Source organism: Escherichia sp. 20412-1, from assembly GCF_003027595.1.
Lineage (GTDB): Bacteria > Pseudomonadota > Gammaproteobacteria > Enterobacterales > Enterobacteriaceae > Escherichia > Escherichia marmotae.
Genome location: NZ_PYQM01000034.1, coordinates 23217 through 40401 on the forward strand (window position 1 = coordinate 23217; position 17185 = coordinate 40401).

A 17185-nucleotide genomic window follows, 5' to 3' on the forward strand; every position below is an offset into this window, starting at 1 on the left:
ATCAGGAGTGTGAGATGGCGGATAAAGAGCTTAAATTTTTGGTTGTGGATGACTTTTCCACCATGCGACGCATTGTGCGTAACCTGCTGAAAGAGCTGGGATTCAACAATGTTGAGGAAGCGGAAGATGGTGCCGATGCTCTCAACAAGTTACAGGCGGGCGGTTATGGGTTTGTGATCTCCGACTGGAATATGCCGAATATGAATGGTCTGGAACTGCTGAAAACCATTCGTGCTGATGGCGCGATGTCGGCGTTACCGGTGTTGATGGTGACCGCAGAGGCGAAGAAAGAGAACATTATCGCCGCAGCACAAGCGGGGGCCAGTGGCTATGTGGTTAAGCCATTTACCGCCGCGACGCTGGAGGAAAAACTCAACAAAATCTTTGAGAAACTGGGCATGTGAGGATGCGATTATGATGCAACCATCAATCAAACCGGCTGATGAACATGCCGCTGGCGATATCATTGCGCGCATTGGCAGCCTGACGCGTATGTTGCGTGACAGTCTGCGGGAGCTTGGACTGGATCAGGCGATAGCTGAGGCCGCTGAAGCCATCCCCGATGCCCGCGATCGTTTGTACTACGTCGTGCAGATGACTGCCCAGGCTGCGGAGCGTGCGCTGAACAGTGTTGAGGCGTCACAGCCACATCAGGATGAAATGGAGAAGTCGGCAAAAGCATTAACCCAACGCTGGGATGCCTGGTTTGCCGATCCGATTGACCTTGCCGATGCCCGTGAACTGGTGACCGATACGCGGCAATTTCTGGCGGATGTGCCTGTTCATACCCGTTTCACCAATGCGCAACTGCTGGAAATCATGATGGCACAGGATTTTCAGGATCTCACCGGCCAGGTGATTAAACGGATGATGGATGTGATACAGGAGATTGAACGCCAGTTGTTGATGGTGCTGCTGGAAAACATTCCGGAACAGGATGCGCGTCCGAAGCGTGAAAGCCAGAGTCTGCTTAATGGGCCACAGGTTGATAGCAGCAAAGCGGGTGTGGTAGCCAGCCAGGATCAGGTCGACGATTTGTTGGATAGTCTCGGTTTTTAATTTGTATTGCCTGATATGACGTGACCCGTCGTATCAGGCGGCCGGATGAGACGTTTACACCGCATCCGACAAACGCGGCACCACGCCTGATGTGCTGCGGTAAAAGCCCTAAATCCCGCCTGTTTTGCCCCTTACTCTAACCATTGAACGCTTTCCGCTCTGGCATTATTCACGCTTATCACTATTTCCAGGATTGGCGACGTGTCTGACGAGAGCGACGACAAAACAGAAGCCCCCACACCTCACCGACTTGAAAAAGCACGGGAAGAGGGACAGATCCCGCGCTCCCGTGAGCTAACCTCACTGCTGATTTTGCTGGTGGGCGTGTGTGTTATCTGGTTTGGTGGCGCGTCTCTGGCTCACCGGTTGTCTGGGATGCTCTCCGCCGGGCTGCATTTTGATCACAACATCATCAATGACCCCAACCTAATCCTGGGGCAGATTATTCAGTTAATCAGAGAAGCCATGTTGGCTCTGTTGCCGCTGATTAGCGGCGTGGTGCTGGTGGCACTCATTTCACCAGTCATGTTGGGTGGTCTGGTATTTAGCGGCAAATCATTACAGCCGAAGTTTTCCAAAATCAACCCGTTACCCGGTATTAAACGCATGTTCTCAGCGCAAACCGGCGCAGAGCTGCTGAAAGCGATACTGAAATCCACTTTGGTCGGCAGTGTGACTGGTTTTTATCTCTGGCATCACTGGCCGCAGATGATGCGCTTAATGGCGCAGTCGCCCATTACTGCAATGGCTAACGCGATGGATGTTGTGGGATTGTGCGCGCTTTTAGTGGTGCTTGGGGTCATCCCAATGGTGGGATTTGACGTCTTTTTTCAAATATTCAGCCACCTGAAAAAGCTGCGTATGTCACGGCAGGACATTCGTGATGAGTTCAAACAAAGCGAAGGTGATCCCCATGTCAAAGGGCGAATTCGTCAGATGCAGCGAGCTGCGGCACGGCGTCGGATGATGGCCGATGTACCGAAAGCGGACGTCATTGTTAACAACCCAACTCACTACTCAGTGGCATTGCGATATGACGAAAACAAAATGAGTGCGCCGAAAGTGGTCGCCAAAGGTGCAGGGCTGGTAGCACTGCGCATTCGTGAAATTGCCGCTGAAAATAACGTCCCGACCCTTGAAGCACCGCCGCTGGCGCGTGCGCTGTATCGACATGGCGAAATAGGCCAACAAATTCCAGGCCAACTATACGCCGCTGTGGCAGAAGTACTGGCCTGGGTCTGGCAACTGAAACGCTGGCGTCTGGCCGGTGGGCAACGCCCTGTACAACCCACACATCTTCCGGTGCCGGAAGCCCTGGATTTTATCAACGAGAAACAGCCCCATGAGTAATCTGGTCGCAATGCTGCGCCTACCCGCAAACCTGAAATCGACACAATGGCAGATCCTTGCCGGACCGATTTTGATCCTGTTGATCTTGTCGATGATGGTGCTGCCACTGCCCGCATTCATTCTCGACCTGCTGTTTACCTTCAATATTGCCCTGTCGATCATGGTGTTGCTGGTGGCGATGTTTACCCAGCGCACGCTCGAGTTTGCCGCGTTCCCGACCATCCTGCTGTTTACCACGCTGTTGCGTCTGGCGCTCAACGTGGCTTCAACCCGTATCATTTTGATGGAAGGTCATACTGGTGCGGCGGCGGCGGGGAAGGTCGTTGAAGCGTTCGGTCACTTCCTCGTTGGCGGTAACTTTGCAATCGGCATTGTGGTATTCGTCATCCTCGTGATCATCAACTTTATGGTTATCACCAAAGGTGCCGGGCGTATTGCGGAAGTGGGGGCGCGCTTTGTTCTCGACGGTATGCCGGGTAAACAGATGGCGATTGATGCCGACCTCAACGCCGGATTGATTGGTGAAGATGAGGCGAAAAAACGTCGTTCCGAAGTGACCCAGGAAGCCGATTTTTACGGCTCAATGGACGGGGCGAGTAAGTTTGTTCGTGGTGATGCTATTGCCGGGATCCTCATCATGGTCATTAACGTCGTCGGCGGATTGCTGGTCGGCGTGCTGCAACATGGCATGAGCATGGGCCATGCGGCAGAAAGTTATACGCTGTTGACCATCGGTGATGGCCTGGTGGCGCAAATCCCGGCGCTGGTTATTTCTACCGCTGCGGGGGTCATCGTCACGCGTGTCAGCACCGATCAGGATGTTGGCGAGCAGATGGTGAATCAGCTTTTCAGTAACCCCAGAGTCATGTTGTTAAGTGCCGCAGTACTGGGGTTACTTGGTCTGGTGCCAGGAATGCCAAACCTGGTCTTTTTACTGTTCACGGCGGGACTGCTGGGGCTGGCGTGGTGGATCCGTGGACGCGAACAAAAAGCGCCTGCCGAACCGAAGCCGGTAAAAATGGCGGAGAATAATGCCGTTGTTGAAGCGACGTGGAACGATGTGCAACTGGAAGACTCGCTGGGAATGGAGGTGGGGTATCGGCTGATCCCGATGGTCGATTTTCAGCAGGATGGCGAGTTGCTGGGGCGTATTCGCAGTATTCGTAAGAAATTTGCCCAGGAGATGGGCTTTCTGCCGCCGGTGGTGCACATTCGCGACAATATGGATCTGCAACCTGCCCGTTATCGTATCCTGATGAAAGGCGTTGAAATTGGTAGCGGCGATGCCTATCCGGGGCGCTGGCTGGCGATCAACCCGGGGACAGCCGCCGGAACATTACCCGGTGAAGCGACGGTCGACCCGGCGTTTGGTCTGAATGCTATCTGGATCGAAAGCGCGCTAAAAGAACAGGCGCAGATTCAGGGATATACCGTGGTTGAGGCCAGCACGGTGGTCGCAACGCATCTTAACCACCTCATTAGCCAACATGCCGCCGAACTGTTTGGTCGTCAGGAGGCGCAGCAGTTACTGGATCGCGTCGCCCAGGAGATGCCAAAGCTAACGGAGGACTTAGTTCCTGGCGTCGTCACGCTCACCACGCTGCACAAGGTGCTACAAAACCTGCTTGATGAAAAAGTGCCGATTCGCGATATGCGCACCATCCTCGAAACGCTAGCGGAACATGCGCCCATCCAGAGCGATCCACATGAATTAACCGCCGTCGTCCGCGTGGCGCTTGGTCGGGCGATTACCCAGCAATGGTTTCCCGGCAAAGATGAAGTTCACGTTATTGGCCTGGACACGCCGCTGGAGCGTTTGCTGTTACAGGCATTGCAGGGCGGGGGCGGGCTGGAGCCGGGACTGGCGGATCGTTTGCTGGCACAAACTCAGGAGGCATTATCCCGTCAGGAGATGCTGGGCGCGCCGCCAGTGCTGTTGGTGAACCATGCGCTGCGGCCATTATTATCTCGTTTTCTGCGCCGTAGCCTGCCGCAACTGGTGGTGCTTTCGAATCTCGAACTCTCTGATAACCGCCAAATCCGTATGACGGCGACGATTGGCGGCAAATAATGAGGAGCTTATTAGCTATTTTGTTGTTTCCGATGCTTGTGCAGGCTGCCGGGGAGGGCATGTGGCAGGCAAGTAGCGCGGGCGTGACGCTGAATCATCGTGGTGAATCGATGTCGTCAGCGTCTCTGACTTCGCGACAACCGGTTTCAGGATTGGTGACGCTGGTGGCCTGGCGTTATCAGCTTATCGGCCCGACACCTGTAGGGCTGCGCGTGCGCTTGTGTTCGCTATCTCGTTGTGTCGAATTAGACGGGCAGAGCGGGAGTACGGTGGCATTTACCGGCGTACCTGCGACAGAACCGTTGCGCTTTATCTGGGAAGTTCCAGGCGGTGGGAGGTTAATTCCGCCGCTGAAGGTGCAGCGTAATGAAGTGATTGTGAATTATCGGCGGTGATAAAAAAGCCGATGTCCGTAACTGCGACATCGGCCTTTGACACATAACGCGATTACATACGCTCTACAGTCTCAATACCCAGCGTATCCAGACCCAGTTTCAGCGTCTTCGCGGTCAGTTGTGCCAGTTTCAGACGGCTGTTACGCACTTCTTCGTTTTCTGCGCTGAGGATCGGGCAGTGCTCGTAGAAGCCAGAGAACAGACCAGCCAGATCGTACAGGTAAGCACACATCACGTGCGGTGTACCTTCACGGGCAACCACCGTGAGGGTTTCTTCAAATTGCAGCAGGCGAGCGGCCAGTTGCGCTTCACGATCCTCACGGATGACAACCGGAGCCGCAGCCAGTTGATCTTCGTTAATTTCCGCTTTACGGAACACGGACAGCACACGGGTGTAGGCATACTGCATATACGGCGCAGTGTTACCCTCGAACGCCAGCATGTTGTCCCAGTCGAAGATGTAGTCGGTAGTGCGGTTTTTGGAGAGATCCGCGTATTTCACCGCGCCGATACCGACCGCATTGGCCAGTTTTTCCAGCTCGTCGGCTGGCATATCCGGGTTCTTCTCAGCCACCAGACGACGCGCGCGTTCCAGTGCTTCATCCAGCAGATCTGCCAGTTTCACCGTACCGCCAGCGCGGGTTTTGAATGGTTTACCGTCTTTACCCAGCATCATGCCGAACATGTGGTGTTCCAGCGGTACGGATTCTGGTACATAACCTGCTTTGCGTACGATTGCCCATGCCTGCATCAGGTGCTGATGCTGACGGGAGTCGATGTAATACAGCACGCGATCGGCATGAAGGGTTTCATAACGATACTTCGCACAGGCGATATCGGTAGTGGTGTAGAGATAGCCGCCATCTTTCTTCTGAATGATAACGCCCATCGGCTCGCCTTCCTTGTTCTTGAACTCATCAAGGAATACAACGGTCGCGCCTTCACTTTCTACTGCCAGACCTTTGGCTTTCAGATCTGCCACGATACCCGGCAGCATCGGGTTGTAGAGGCTTTCGCCCATCACATCATCGCGAGTCAACGTTACGTTCAGACGATCGTAAGTGATCTGGTTCTGCGTCATGGTGATGTCGACCAGTTTGCGCCACATTTCGCGGAAGTATTCGTCACCGCTTTGCAGTTTTACCACGTAGTTACGTGCACGTTCGGCAAACTCTTCATCTTCGTCGTAATGCTTTTTCGCATCGCGGTAGAAACCTTCGAGATCTGCCAGCTCCATTTCACCGGCGTTTTCCTGCTGCTGTTTTTCCAGCCACGCAATCAGCATACCGAACTGGGTGCCCCAGTCACCGACGTGGTTAGCGCGAATTACGTTGTGACCGAGGAACTCCAGGGTACGCACAGCCGCGTCACCAATGATGGTGGAACGCAGATGCCCTACGTGCATCTCTTTCGCCACGTTTGGCGCGGAGTAGTCCACCACAATGGTCTGTTTTTCTGGTGTAGCAACACCGAGACGATCGGACGCCAGCGCCTGCTGAACATGTTCAGCCAGGAATACCGGATCAAGGAAAATGTTGATAAAACCTGGGCCGGCGATCTCAACTTTACTGGCGATACCGTTAAGATCCAGATGAGTCAGCACCTGCTCTGCTAATTGTCGCGGTGCCATACCCAGTTTTTTAGCAACTGCCATCATGCCGTTAGCCTGATAGTCGCCGAACTGAACTTTTGCTGACTGACGAACCTGCGGTTCGCAATCCGCAGGCGCGCCTGCCGCAATCATGGCCTGACGGACTTTTTCTGAGAGAAGAGCCTGAATATTCACCGGAATACCTTACATTGATGAAGCGAGCGAGAATTGCCCGCACCAGTTAAAGAAATTAGGGCGGGAGTATACTGCAAATGGCTGTTTTCGTCAGCAACGTGCGCGTGGCGTATTGCCGTTTTCACTATTGCACCGGGGACTGCGCGAAATCAGCAGTTGGTTGGCGCAGGGCAACAAGGTAAATTAACGCTTTTGCTGAAAGACGAAGAGTGATTATGGCTAACTGGCAATCTGTCGACGAGTTGCAGGATATTGCAACGGATTTACCGCGATTTATCCACGCATTAGACGAACTTTCCCGTCGTCTGGGGCTGGATATTACTCCGCTGAATGCCGATCACATTTCCTTGCGTTGTCATCAAAACGCCACCGCTGAACGCTGGCGTCGTGGGTTTGAACAGTGCGGCGAACTCCTGTCAGAAAATATGATCAATGGCAGACCGATTTGCCTGTTTAAATTGCATGAACCGGTACAGGTTGCTCACTGGCAGTTTTCGATAGTTGAGTTACCGTGGCCTGGGGAAAAACGTTACCCGCACGAAGGCTGGGAACATATCGAAATCGTTCTGCCTGGTGATCCAGAGACACTGAACGCCCGTGCACTGGCATTACTTTCTGATGAAGGGCTTAGTCAGCCGGGGATCTCGGTTAAAACCAGTTCGCCAAAAGGTGAGCATGAGCGATTACCCAATCCAACGCTGGCCGTCACCGACGGTAAAACCACGATTAAGTTTCATCCGTGGTCCATTGAAGAGATCGTCGCCAGTGAGCAGTCGGCGTAATTAAGGAGTAAAAATGGCATTACTGGAAATTTGCTGTTACAGCATGGAGTGCGCGCTGACGGCGCAGCAAAACGGTGCCGACAGAATAGAGCTGTGTGCGGCACCGAAAGAAGGTGGCTTAACGCCGTCGCTGGGCGTGCTGAAGTCTGTGCGTCAGCAGGTTACTATCCCTGTGCATCCGATTATCCGTCCTCGCGGTGGCGATTTTTGCTACAGCGACGGCGAGTTTGCAGCCATTCTTGAGGACATCCGCACAGTACGCGAATTGGGATTTCCTGGACTGGTGACGGGGGTTCTGGATGTTGACGGTAATGTCGATATGCCACGAATGGAAAAAATAATGGCGGCTGCCGGTTCGCTGGCCGTCACTTTTCATCGCGCCTTCGATATGTGCGCTAACCCTTTAAATGCACTGAATAATCTTGCGAAATTAGGCATTGCCAGGGTGCTGACATCGGGGCAAAAATCAGACGCGCTGCAAGGTTTATTAAAAATTATGGAACTTATTGCCTATGGTGATGCTCCAATCATCATGGCCGGAGCTGGAGTTCGTGCAGAAAACCTGCACCACTTCCTCGATGCCGGGGTGCTGGAAGTCCATAGCTCCGCGGGAGCGTGGCAAGCCTCACCGATGCGTTATCGTAATCAAGGATTGTCCATGTCATCAGATGCACTCGCGGACGAGTATTCGCGTTATGTCGTAGACGGGGCGGCGGTTGCTGAAATGAAAGGAATCATTGAACGCCATCAGGCCAAATGATTTTTACCGTTGCATCATGTCGCCCAATATGATGCTTGCTCGTACCAGGCCCCTGCAATTTCAACAGGGGCCTTTTTTTATCCTTGATCAGTATGAAAAATGAACCTGAAGGCAAAGACAAAATGGCGTGGCTGATCAGGCGCATAAGAAGTAAATAGCGCCCGGAAACGGGCGCTAAATTGCAGATAAAGTGTGCTTTATTCATGCCGGATGCGGCGTGAACGCCTTATCCAGCCTGCAAATTTGTGCAAATTTAACATATTGCAGGAGACGGGTAGGCCTGATAAGCGTAGCGCATCAGGCGGTTTTGGCGTTTGTCATCAATCCAGCGCTCGGAAACGGGTTACGGCTTACGCGCAATCAACACCGCGCGTTTAGGCGCAGGATAGCCTTCTACCGTTTTACTCGGATCATGCGGGTCGAGGAAATCAGACAAAGACTCGGTGACCATCCACTCGGTGCGGCGCTGCTCTTCTGTCGTCGTGACGCTCACGTCCGCAATGCGGATATCAACAAACCCACACTTCTTCAGCCAGTTTTTCAGCGCCAGTGCTGATGGAATGAAATAGACATTACGCATTTGCGCGTAACGATCGCCTGGCACCAGTACTGTGTGCTCATCGCCATCAACAATCAGCGTTTCCAGCACCAGTTCGCCTTCATTCACCAGTTGATCTTTTAACTGCCACAGATGTTCCAGCGGTGAGCGGCGATGGTACAGCACGCCCATCGAAAAGACGGTATCAAAGGCTTTCAGCGCCGGAAGTTGTTCAATACCTAACGGCAGCAGATGCGCGCGCTGATCGTTACCTAACAACTTACGCACCGCTTCGAACTGGCAGAGAAAAAGTTGCGTAGGGTCAATCCCCACCGCCAGATGCGCGCCTGCGCCAATCATGCGCCACATGTGATAACCGCTGCCGCAGCCAACATCGAGGATCGTGCGCCCGGTCAAATCAGAGAGATGCGGCAGAACACGATCCCATTTCCAGTCAGAACGCCATTCGGTGTCGATGTTAACGCCATACAGCGAGAACGGCCCTTTACGCCACGGCATCAGGTTGCGCATCAGTGTTTCAATGCGTTTAATCTGCCCGGCACTCAGCGGCTCTTTGCTTTCCGCCGTTACGCTATGCAGTAAATCAAGACGATACGGTTTAATTTCGGGCAGAAATTCCACCGCATTGGACCACTGTTTAAACAGACCGTGCTGCTGTTCACGTTGCCAGTTGGCAATCTGTGCAGGGAGGGTTTCCAGCCAGTGCGAAAGATGATTTTTGGCAATCAGAGAATAAAAGTTACCAAAGTCGATCATGCAGCGTCCTCTGCTTTCAATGCCACCAGTGAGCCAAAGTTAAAGCACTGGAACCATAACTCGCTATGTTCAAATCCGGCTTTATGCAGGCGTGCTTTATGGGTTTCCACAGAATCGGTCAGCATCACGTTTTCTAACATGCTGCGTTTTTGGCTGATCTCCAGCTCGCTGTAACCGTTGGCGCGTTTAAAATCGTGGTGCATGTTGAACAGCAGTTCACCGACTTTGGCATCTTCGAAACTGAATTTTTCCGAAAGCACCAGCGCACCGCCAGGATTCAGTCCTTGATAAATTTTATCCAGTAATGCCTGACGTTCAGAAGGCTCAAGGAATTGCAGGGTAAAATTCAGTACCACCATCGACGCGTTTTCAATGGCAATATCGCGAATATCACCCTCGATTACTTCTACAGGTGTTGGCGCTTTATAGGCGTCGATATGGCGACGGCAGCGTTCAATCATCGCCGGGGAGTTGTCGATGGCGATAATTTTACAATTATCATGATGAATATTGCGACGCACCGAGAGCGTCGCCGCGCCCAAAGAACAGCCCAGATCGTAAACCTGCGTACCAGGTTGTACGAAGCGTTCGGCCAACATGCCAATCATTGAAATAATATTGGAATAGCCGGGAACGGAACGCTGGATCATATCCGGGAAGACTTCGGCTACCCGTTCATCAAAGGTCCAGTCGCCCAGTCTGGCGATAGGGGCAGAAAATAACGTGTCGCGGTGAGACATAACGTAAAAATCCGGGAAAAAGAAAGTGGCGTATTGTGCGCTAACGCAGGGAGAAAACCAACTCCCAGGGCATATACCAAAGATTCGCCAGCACCATCAGCAACAGCGCACACCAGGTGGCGCTCATGCCGGAACGCCGCCAGCGAAACAGACGGTGATGAAAACCGTAATAATGCATCAGACGCCCGGCAAGCAGAACAATGCCGCAAATATGTACCATCCAGGTTTCTGCGCCATTCATTTCCATAAACAGCATCAATACAATCGCGATGGGAATATATTCCACCGCGTTACCGTGAATGCGAATGGCGCTTTGCAGTTCGCTAAAACCGCCGTCACCATAGGCAACGCGATATTGCATTCGCAGGCGAACAACATCAAAAGAGAACTTCATTAATAACAACGCACCTAAAACGGCATACAGCGCGCTTACCATACAAACTCCCTTTAAAATGGCCGATGGCTCCTGTCTATGATAGGTGGCAATTTCAGAAAAGAGAAGATTGCTGTGGAATAGCCGGAACTGCTCCGATCTCTGGAAGTGTCTTACGTAAGTCTTCCCAAAGGGTATGTACCAGTTCCGGTGCCTGGGCAATATCTGGCGTATGTAAAAAAAGATAAGGCGTGGTGGTCTGGTGCCACTGCGCTAATTTTTGTAACCAGACCTGAAATAATTCCCGATTTTGCGTCATATCATCGCTGCCGATAAAACGGATCAGTGGGTTTGTCGCTGTTAATACGGCATGAACCGGAACTTTGGGCTTTTTCCGTTGCGCGTCGCGAATGGCTTCATTATGCGGACGCGCTGCATGAACCGGACGGCTGTCTAAAATCACCCGATTAACGCCGCGCTGATGCAAACCGCGATTAAGCGTTTGTTCCTCTACCTCTTTGGCAAAAAACAGCGGATGACGAACTTCCACACCATAGGTAAATTCGCGAGGAAGGGAATCGAGAAAGTGCCACAGTGCAGACAGATCCCGGGGGCCAAATGTGGCGGGCAGTTGCAGCCAGTATTGCCCAATGCGCGGCGCTAACGGTGACATGCGGGTTAAAAATTCTGCTACTAAATCATCGCAATGTCGCAATGCGGCCTGGTGCGAAATGGTCGCCGGAAATTTAAAACAAAAACGAAAATCATCGCTGGTTTGCTCGCGCCAGCGCAGAACCACTTCCGGCTTTGGCAGAGCATAAAGGGTCGTGTTGCCCTCCACGCAGTTAAAATGACGGGAGTCATAGTCTAACTAAATGATACTGAAAGAGATTATTTCATCGTCTTGCTCTGTGGGGCATGTATGGGACACTTTCAGTTAACTCCTTATTGAGCAGTTCTATCTGCCCGATATTGTTATCTTTCATCCATGCTCCGTAAACATTGAATACCATTTGTGCGTTTGCATGTCCCATCTGGTTTGCGATAAAGCTTGGATTAGCTCCCGCCGATAATGCCCAGCAGGCATAAGTATGCCTGGACTGATAGGCTTTCCTGTGCCGTAGTCCCGCCCGTCTCAATGCCGATGCCCATGAGTCTCTGATGGAGTCTGCTTTGTAGTGGTGGCCTGCCTGCTGGCATTTTTTCACCAGTTGCGGATTAAAAACAAATGTGCATTCATGTCTTACGGTGCGTCCGAACTCCCGAAGTTTGACGTCAATTTGATATTGAGTACCAAATCTTGTCATTTCAGCCTGACTTTTCAGGGTATCAACGGCTGGCTGAACAAGATGAATAACACGATCTGTTCCCGCTTCGGTTTTTGGTAGAGTGAACTCACCGAGTTTTGTATAATTACGACGGATAGTCATTGTTTTAGCTTTTAAATCAATATCCTCCCAGGCAAGAGATATCAGCTCACCATGACGAATGCCTGTGTATACTGCTAAAGACCACAGGTTTTTTGTTTGTTGGTGGTGGCAAGCATCAATAAAACGAATGAATTCGTCATGTGTGAGCGGATCTGGCTCTGTTCTTGATCTTTTTAATGGTGTCAGACCGTTAAATGGGTTTGATTCTGTGTATCCGTTGTCAGCTGCAAATTGAAACATACCTGCAATTGTCGTCATATAGTAATTAACTGTAACTACAGATCGCCCTTTGACAGGAGTTGTCTTACCGTTTGAGAGATTGTGATATCCGGTCAACAAATCTTTCCTGATAAAGAGTAAATCTTCTTTTGTTACAGATGAAGCCAGCCGGTTTCCCCCTATGCGAGGAAGCATGTTTCTCACCACAGATTGATATCGATTGAGCGCGTTACCTCCTATCTCGATTTTCTTCAGATCCAGCCATTTTTCTGCAAGTGCCTTAATGGTTATCTCCCTTTTCCCCAGACCGAAGTGTTTCAGATTTGGGGACTCGGGGAACTGCGCAGCGTAGTCGAAATTCCCCATTCTGATTGCAAAACAAACGGAAGTCCTGAGTTCGCCTGCAATCTTCCGGTTTTTGGCTGTGTCAGGAATACCAAGGTTTTCTCTGACACGTTTGCCGTTATAGTGAAACCATATGCGGAGTGTTCCGCCATGGTTTTCAACGCCTGTTGGGTATGATGTGTTACTCATTAAACCTCCCAGACGTCCAGGAGCATTAACAGGTTAACCGGAACTTGCATTTTTGGCACCTGGTTGTTTCTGGTTTTTTATCCACCGCATAATTGCATCTATGTTGTACAGGCATTCACTGTTTGGCTTTGGTTCTCCATCCACAGAGAAGTGGATATATTCCCTTCCTAACATCCATGATGTTCTACGTGCTCGCTCGATAGTGCCTGATCTTAATCCTGTCGCAGCAATTAAGATGCTTTCAGCGCACCATTCACTGGGCGTTATCTGATAGATAATTTGTTGCATAGAATTGCCTTGCAACCGCCGCCACTATAGCTGGTGGACGGCGATCCGGGTTGAACATTAAAAATCAGCCTGATTCGGGAACAGTTTTTGCCAGATTGCTGACACGTATTTTGCCTGGTAACGTGCATCGTGCAGGGCATTATGGCGTTCACCTTCAAATGCGATGAGTTCACGGGCATCGAAATCTATCGTCAGACCCATGGCTACAATTGTTCGTTCATCCCGATCATTGGTGTAACGCCACGGGCAGGGGATCACCTGTCGTTCATATGAACGGCGTAAAATCACGTTATCGAAGGCTGTTCCATTTCCCCAGACCTGAACAAAAGATTCACCGGAGTTTTCGTCGATAAATTCCCTGAATTGCAGCAGCGCATCATCCATCGGTATTTTATTTGTCAAAATTGCAGATCTGGCCTCGCTGGATTGTTGAAGCCACCATTCGATGGTGCTTATGTTGACAGTGCCGCCACCTGTTTTCATATCAATTGTTTTGTTGAACTCTGGCCCCATTTCTCCGGTTTGCGGATCGAAAAATACTGCCCCCATTGAGGCGATCTGTGCATCGGGACCAGTTCCCATCTTTTCAAGGTCGATCATCAGGTGGTACCACATTTTGCTGGTGGATGTGATTTTATGATGACCGTTTACCTTAATTAAGGAATTTGCTGTCTTGCCAGTTTCATTATCGCTACCGTGATGCTGAACGTTGCCAGCGTTCTCATTGTACGGATGTTCTGCGCCTTCCATTTCCTCCGGATCTTTTTCCTGAGATTCAGCCTGATCTTCTTCATCGAATGTTTCCTGATACGTTGCGTCGCCTATCATCGCACCACAGTCAGGACAGTTACCCCCACCAGTCTGACCGCAGGCATTGCAGATTTTTTTCACTTCCTGTTGCACTACTGGTTCTGGTTGTTGCTCTTCTGGCTCGTTTTGTCGCGCATTTGGGGTGTTTTGTTCCGCTTTTTGGTCGTTCTGGTCTGATTTCGACTGGTTTTGGTTTGCAGAATCGCGGGTCTGGATCCCTTTAACCCATTTCGGGTCATTCGGGTCGCTAATCCCTTCAACAAATTCTCCGCGAGAGGCAGCCAGTACTTTGTCTGCATCGACAGGATTTTTGGGCGGAATGTTTTTCCGTGCTTCGTGAAGTTCGGCCCGTAACTTCTCGTACTTCGTATCTACCTGTGACTGAGCATCCAGCGGCTGCGGGTTCTGATGATGTTCAGTTGTGTCCTGTTCCATTGTTTTAGCCGTTGCCTGTTCATCTGCCATTGCGCCAGATGGTTGCGGTTTTTCTTCATCATCCTGTTTTCCTTCTTCTGTTACACGCTGCGGCATCGGGGCAGAGGAGCGACCGCAGGCAATATCCACAACCATTTCATCCGGGTGAGCGTGATCGGTTTCGATCATTACGCGGTTGAGATACTCGCGATGACGAGAAGGAGATTTAAACAATCCTTCTGGTGTTGTTTTCACCGTAGCAACATTGCAGGCTCGGGAGTAATCCATACCTCCTGGCATATCGTCAAACAGTTTGCAGGTGGCAATAAACTCATCAAGTACGTCGCTGTCCACTGATGGGGAGTGGTTCATTATGGCGTTGATTGCGACAGGTGGCGTTCTGGAACGTATCCGCAGGGTGGTTCCGGAGCACGTGACGCCGCTGTACCGTACGACGGAAGAGTGGCAGGAGTGGCAGCGTGCCGAAGGCCGGAAACACTGCGAGGAGATTAACCGCCGGAATCGTCAGTTACGGGTGGAAAAAATTCTGAACCGTTCGGGCATCCAGCCGCTGCATCGCAAATGTTCGTTCGCGAATTACCAGGTGCGGAATGACGGACAGAAACATGCGCTGAGTCATGCCAAATCCATCGCTGATGAAATGATGACTGGCTATACAAACTTCGTGTTCAGCGGGAATCCCGGAACCGGAAAAAATCATCTGGCAGCGGCTGTGGGTAATCGTCTGCTGAAGGCCGGTAAATCCGTGATAGTGGTCACCGTGGCGGATGTGATGAGTGCGTTACACGCCAGCTATGACGACGGGCTGTCAGGGGAAAAATTTTTGCGGGAACTGTGCGAAGTGGATCTCCTGGTTCTGGACGAAATTGGCATCCAGCGCGAGACGAAAAACGAGCAGGTAATACTGCACCAGATTGTTGACCGTCGGACAGCATCACTGCGCAGTGTCGGGATGCTGACGAACCTGAATCATGCCGCAATGAGCACGCTTCTGGGGGAGCGGATTGTGGACCGGATGACCATGAACGGTGGTCGCTGGGTGAGTTTTAACTGGGAGAGCTGGCGTCCGAATGTTGGTCAGTCAGGAATTTATAAGTGATTTTTACCGGGAGGAAATTTTAATGGAAACCGTTTTTGATGCACTGAAAGCACTGAAAAAAGCCTCGTCGCACGAAATTGCAGCCGTCTTGAAATCAGCCGTGACGATGCTGTCACTGAACTCTGGAAACTGAAGCGCCGTGGTGAAGCTGATAACAAGGGGGCGATGTGGTGGCTGACGAGTGAGGCAACGGAAATGGTCACAAAAACCACTGCGGAGATGCTGATTAACGCAATTGAACAGCATGGTCCTCAGTCGGCTGACGAACTGGCGTTAATGTTCGGGATTACCTCCCGCCGGGCGAATTCAATGCTGGCAATGGCAATCAGCAAAGGTCGTCTGATTCGCGTAAATCAGAACGGTAAATTTCGTTACTGCCTACCGGGCGATAATTTACCAGCAGAGCCGAAAGCTGCATCGGTAACGGAAACGGATGGTAAAGCCTTTCCTCAGCCAGCCGGTGTTGCGTTACCAGTACAGGAAGCTGCAACACAGGAAGAAATTAAAACAGAAACTGTGGCGGAAATTGTGCAGTCGTTGCCATCGTTCACCGAAACGCGGGCGGATGACCTGATTTTACCATCGCTGCATATGGCAAACCGCGAACTGCGCCGGGCAAAAGGTCATGTCCAGAAGTGGGAGCGAGTCTGTGCCGCGTTGCGGGAGCTGAACAAACACAGGGATATCATGCAACAAATCACGACCGGAGGCGACGGGACAGCATGAAATCGCTGGTATGGCTGATGTTGTTTATCTGCTTTGTTGTTACTGCGGGATTGTTCTGTGTCATCGGTATGGTCAGGATGATTGCGAGGGTGATTGCGTGAAAATCGAATATCAGGATTACGGTGCGGTGGGGCAGGTGGTTGTTACCAGCACGGTTCTTGAATTGAGAAAACACAGCCGTGTGGTCGATGCAGTGTTGTTTGCCTGTCCGGGGATAGTGGCAAAACGGAGCGGTTTGTTTTTTCTGAAAACGCAGCTGTCCGGCTGGAAACTGGGTACAGAAGTGGCTTACAGGGTTGCACTACAGGAGGCGGAGCAATGAGCAAATGGTGTCGTGCAGAAATCATGATACTCCGGCAGTGCGCAGGAACGATGACGGTCGAAAGCATCGGGAGGCTGACAGGTCGTACAGGTGATGCGGTGAGAACTAAAGCGCGGGAACTTGGTATCAGTCTGATGTTGCGGGGTGACTTTCATCAGTCAGCAAAATATCCGCAGCGCGATATTGAGCTGGTGCGGCACCTGCATCAGAGCGGTATTTCCCGGCGTGAAATAGCGAAAAAGTTCGGAATGCCGCTGCGTACAGTGAATAACTACGTTTATTTCGACAGGAGGGTGTATGAGGTCTGAAGGTTTAACACCAGGGCAACTGGCGGAGCGTAACGCTGAGTATGTGGCGGAAATATCCCGACTTGAGAAAGAATGCGCGGCGCTGGCGGCGGAGAATGCGGGGCTGAAACACGCAATGGCCGTAACCCTTGAGCATGTGTCGGTCACGGATGCCGGGCAGGCAGGAGTTGCTGCGATGATTATCAATGATGCCCTGCACCACAGCGAAATCCCGGCCACCGACGCTTTCCTGGCTGAGGTGCGGGCGCAGGGGGTTGAGATGATGCGCGAACATCCATCAATCAAATTTTGCTCTTTGACGCATATGTGTGACGAGTTAGCCGCCCAGCTTCGCAAAGGAGGCAACCAGTGAGCGAATCAAAATGTCAGGTTAATGGCAACAA

General features: G+C 51.5%; 20 protein-coding genes and 1 pseudogene. 12 read left to right on the plus strand and 9 right to left on the minus strand.

What is annotated here, in order from left to right:
• Window positions 1–14 precede the first annotated feature (14 nt).
• The 5 genes from cheY (at window position 15) to flhE (ending at window position 4875) form a co-directional block, all read left to right on the plus strand.
• Window positions 15–404: a chemotaxis response regulator CheY gene (cheY, locus tag C7B16_RS18520; protein ID WP_107179980.1), complete on the plus strand. Its 390-nt coding sequence runs from the start codon at window positions 15–17 to the stop codon at window positions 402–404.
• A 10-nt stretch (window positions 405–414) separates the two neighbouring features.
• Window positions 415–1059 (plus strand): protein phosphatase CheZ, encoded by a 645-nt coding sequence (gene cheZ / locus C7B16_RS18525; protein ID WP_000983595.1) that lies wholly within the window; start codon window positions 415–417, stop codon window positions 1057–1059.
• 201 nt (window positions 1060–1260) lie between these two features.
• A complete protein-coding gene (gene flhB / locus C7B16_RS18530; protein ID WP_001516553.1) occupies window positions 1261–2409 on the plus strand; it encodes a flagellar biosynthesis protein FlhB in 1149 nt (382 codons plus the stop codon).
• On the plus strand, window positions 2402–4480 hold the full coding sequence (flhA, locus tag C7B16_RS18535) for a flagellar biosynthesis protein FlhA (RefSeq protein ID WP_000067990.1): 2079 nt from the start codon (window positions 2402–2404) through the stop codon (window positions 4478–4480). The genes flhB and flhA overlap by 8 nt, the downstream gene beginning before the upstream one ends.
• Window positions 4480–4875, plus strand: a complete 396-nt coding sequence (gene flhE / locus C7B16_RS18540; RefSeq protein ID WP_001257156.1) for a flagellar protein FlhE — start codon at window positions 4480–4482, stop codon at window positions 4873–4875. The genes flhA and flhE overlap by 1 nt, the downstream gene beginning before the upstream one ends.
• Before the next feature lie 52 nt (window positions 4876–4927).
• Here flhE and argS read toward each other — a convergent pair whose 3' ends face one another.
• Window positions 4928–6661 (minus strand): arginine--tRNA ligase, encoded by a 1734-nt coding sequence (argS, locus tag C7B16_RS18545; RefSeq protein WP_001025346.1) that lies wholly within the window; start codon window positions 6659–6661, stop codon window positions 4928–4930.
• 215 nt (window positions 6662–6876) lie between these two features.
• Between argS and C7B16_RS18555 the strand changes: the two genes are divergently transcribed.
• Window positions 6877–7443, plus strand: a complete 567-nt coding sequence (locus C7B16_RS18555; protein WP_001516550.1) for a VOC family protein — start codon at window positions 6877–6879, stop codon at window positions 7441–7443.
• Window positions 7444–7456: 13 nt separating this feature from the next.
• Window positions 7457–8203, plus strand: coding sequence for a copper homeostasis protein CutC (gene cutC / locus C7B16_RS18560; RefSeq protein WP_001185711.1), 747 nt, complete (start codon window positions 7457–7459; stop codon window positions 8201–8203).
• Here the strand turns inward: cutC and C7B16_RS24625 are convergent.
• The 8 genes from C7B16_RS24625 to C7B16_RS25660 all read right to left on the minus strand — a co-directional run bounded on the left by C7B16_RS24625 (window position 8178) and on the right by C7B16_RS25660 (window position 14698).
• Window positions 8178–8408, minus strand: a complete 231-nt coding sequence (locus C7B16_RS24625; RefSeq protein WP_138922586.1) for a hypothetical protein — start codon at window positions 8406–8408, stop codon at window positions 8178–8180. The genes cutC and C7B16_RS24625 overlap by 26 nt on opposite strands.
• Window positions 8409–8546: 138 nt before the next feature.
• Entirely contained in the window at window positions 8547–9518 is a 972-nt protein-coding gene (cmoB, locus tag C7B16_RS18565) for a tRNA 5-methoxyuridine(34)/uridine 5-oxyacetic acid(34) synthase CmoB (RefSeq protein ID WP_000564751.1), read from the minus strand.
• Complete coding sequence (cmoA, locus tag C7B16_RS18570) at window positions 9515–10258, minus strand: carboxy-S-adenosyl-L-methionine synthase CmoA (protein WP_000019599.1); 744 nt, start codon at window positions 10256–10258, stop codon at window positions 9515–9517. The genes cmoB and cmoA overlap by 4 nt, the downstream gene beginning before the upstream one ends.
• Window positions 10259–10298: 40 nt before the next feature.
• A complete protein-coding gene (locus tag C7B16_RS18575) occupies window positions 10299–10694 on the minus strand; it encodes an MAPEG family protein (protein ID WP_000252971.1) in 396 nt (131 codons plus the stop codon).
• Window positions 10695–10746: 52 nt separating this feature from the next.
• Window positions 10747–11472, minus strand: coding sequence for a DUF72 domain-containing protein (locus tag C7B16_RS18580; protein WP_038355598.1), 726 nt, complete (start codon window positions 11470–11472; stop codon window positions 10747–10749).
• Window positions 11473–11527: 55 nt separating this feature from the next.
• Window positions 11528–12814 carry a tyrosine-type recombinase/integrase gene (locus tag C7B16_RS18585; RefSeq protein ID WP_107179981.1) on the minus strand — a complete coding sequence of 429 codons (1287 nt, stop codon included), beginning with the start codon at window positions 12812–12814 and terminating at the stop codon, window positions 11528–11530.
• A 33-nt stretch (window positions 12815–12847) separates the two neighbouring features.
• On the minus strand, window positions 12848–13102 hold the full coding sequence (xisR, locus tag C7B16_RS18590) for an excisionase family protein (RefSeq protein ID WP_107179982.1): 255 nt from the start codon (window positions 13100–13102) through the stop codon (window positions 12848–12850).
• Between the two features lie 57 nt (window positions 13103–13159).
• Entirely contained in the window at window positions 13160–14698 is a 1539-nt protein-coding gene (locus tag C7B16_RS25660) for an exonuclease (protein ID WP_107179983.1), read from the minus strand.
• A gap of 1 nt (window position 14699) precedes the next feature.
• Between C7B16_RS25660 and C7B16_RS18600 the strand changes: the two genes are divergently transcribed.
• The 5 genes and pseudogenes from C7B16_RS18600 (at window position 14700) to C7B16_RS18620 (ending at window position 17154) form a co-directional block, all read left to right on the plus strand.
• On the plus strand, window positions 14700–15446 hold the full coding sequence (locus C7B16_RS18600; protein WP_107179984.1) for an ATP-binding protein: 747 nt from the start codon (window positions 14700–14702) through the stop codon (window positions 15444–15446).
• Between the two features lie 22 nt (window positions 15447–15468).
• Window positions 15469–16172 (plus strand): annotated as a pseudogene (locus tag C7B16_RS18605) (DUF1627 domain-containing protein).
• Window positions 16173–16269: 97 nt separating this feature from the next.
• Window positions 16270–16494, plus strand: a complete 225-nt coding sequence (locus tag C7B16_RS18610; protein WP_107179985.1) for a hypothetical protein — start codon at window positions 16270–16272, stop codon at window positions 16492–16494.
• Window positions 16495–16517: 23 nt separating this feature from the next.
• Window positions 16518–16802 (plus strand): DNA-binding protein, encoded by a 285-nt coding sequence (locus tag C7B16_RS18615; RefSeq protein WP_107179987.1) that lies wholly within the window; start codon window positions 16518–16520, stop codon window positions 16800–16802.
• On the plus strand, window positions 16792–17154 hold the full coding sequence (locus tag C7B16_RS18620) for an eae-like protein (RefSeq protein ID WP_107179986.1): 363 nt from the start codon (window positions 16792–16794) through the stop codon (window positions 17152–17154). The genes C7B16_RS18615 and C7B16_RS18620 overlap by 11 nt, the downstream gene beginning before the upstream one ends.
• The last annotated feature ends 31 nt before the right edge of the window (window positions 17155–17185 follow it).